Here is a 1,675-nt window from a genome sequence, read left to right on the forward strand (position 1 = left end):
ACGCTAACCTGGTAATTCTGGTAATGTCCGGCTCTAGGAGCGTGCCCGTGTCCGACATCCTGACCAAGATCGAAGCCTACAAGCGCGAGGAGATCGCGGCGGCCAAGCGCGAGCGGCCGTTGTCGGCGATCGAAGCGATCGCGCGGGAGGCTTCGCCGCCGCGGGGCTTCGTGAAGGCGCTCCGCGCGATGCACGCCAAGGGCAACTACGCGCTGATCGCCGAGATCAAGAAGGCGTCGCCGTCCAAGGGCCTGATCCGCGCCGACTTCGATCCGCCGGCACTCGCCAAAGCCTACGAGCAAGGCGGTGCCGCCTGCCTGTCGGTGCTCACCGACACGCCCTCGTTCCAAGGCAGCCTCGATTATTTGGTCGCGGCCCGTGCCGCAGTGTCGCTGCCGGCGCTGCGCAAGGACTTCATGTACGACACTTATCAGGTCGTCGAAGCCCGCGCTCACGGCGCCGACTGCATCCTCATCATCATGGCGGCGCTCGACGATGCGGTCGCCAAGGACATCGAGGACGCGGCGTTCGATCTCGGCATGGACGTGCTGCTCGAAGTCCACGACGCAGCCGAACTCGACCGGGCGCTGAAATTGCGTTCGCCCATGATCGGCGTCAACAACCGCAATCTGCGCACCTTCGAGGTGACGCTGGCGACCAGCGAAGCGCTGGCGCCGCGCATCCCGAAAGACCGCCTGATGGTCGGCGAAAGCGGCATCTTCACGCCGGCGGATCTGGCACGGCTGTCGGCCGTCGGCATGTCGACCTTCCTGGTCGGCGAAAGCCTGATGCGCCAGAGCGACGTCACCGCCGCAACCCGCGCGCTGCTGGCGCGCGCCGCCTGAGCACCGCCATGGCCAAGACCGTCAAAGCCGCCAAGCCCCCTGGCAAAGCTCCCTCGCCCGCGCTCACCCATATGGGCGCGACCGGCGAAGCCCGTATGGTCGACGTCTCGGAAAAGCCGGCGACCGAGCGCGTCGCGGTCGCTGAAGGCCGCGTGGTGATGAAGAAGGCGACGCTGGCGCTGATCGAGAGCGGCAACGCCAAGAAGGGCGACGTGCTCGGCACCGCGCGCATCGCCGGCATCATGGCGGCCAAGCGCACCTCCGAGTTGATCCCGCTGTGTCACCCGCTGGCGCTCTCCAAGGTGACGCTCGATATTACGCCGGACGCCAAGCTGCCCGGCTGTATCGTCCGCGCCACCGTCAAGGTTTCCGGACCGACCGGCGTCGAGATGGAGGCGCTGACGGCTGTGTCGGTCGCCTGCCTCACCATCTACGACATGATCAAGGCGGTCGAACGCGGTGTCCGCATCGACGGCGTCCGCCTGATCGCCAAGAGCGGCGGCAAATCCGGCGACTACGTCGCCGACTGACGGCGACACGGAACCGTCGTCCAACATCGGGAACGCGACAGCCCGTCGCCGTCTCCGCTTGCGCCACGTCAATTGCATCCAGCAACCTCCGGGCCATGGTCGCCGCAGGCGGAGGGTGCTTGCGCCATGCCCAGAACTCATGCCGGGTTTTTGCTCGGTCGCTACCAACGACCTCTGACGATCTGTGCCGTATCTCTGTTGCTGAGCGCGAGCGCATCGGCCGGCCCGTGGCGGGCCGACCAGGACAACACGCGAGGCTGGGATCTGATGACGCCGCAAGAGCGCATCGAGCATCAGGCG

The 1,675-nt window shown here is 66.7% G+C and carries 2 protein-coding genes; both read left to right on the forward strand.

Annotation, left to right across the window (positions count from 1 at the left end; all coding sequences use genetic code 11):
* Window positions 1-47: 47 nt before the first annotated feature.
* On the forward strand, window positions 48-845 hold the full coding sequence (gene trpC, locus I5M_RS07540) for an indole-3-glycerol phosphate synthase TrpC (protein ID WP_022720840.1): 798 nt from the start codon (window positions 48-50) through the stop codon (window positions 843-845).
* 8 nt (window positions 846-853) lie between these two features.
* Window positions 854-1,375, forward strand: coding sequence for a cyclic pyranopterin monophosphate synthase MoaC (gene moaC / locus I5M_RS07545; protein ID WP_022720841.1), 522 nt, complete (start codon window positions 854-856; stop codon window positions 1,373-1,375).
* The last annotated feature ends 300 nt before the right edge of the window (window positions 1,376-1,675 follow it).

The sequence above is a fragment of the Rhodopseudomonas sp. B29 genome, assembly GCF_000333455.1.
Lineage (GTDB): Bacteria > Pseudomonadota > Alphaproteobacteria > Rhizobiales > Xanthobacteraceae > Rhodopseudomonas.

Bases quoted from the DNA above. Each gene is read 5' to 3' on its own strand.
- moaC (WP_022720841.1), top strand. From the start codon at position 854: ATGGCCAAGACCGTCAAAGCCGCCAAGCCCCCTGGCAAAGCTCCCTCG.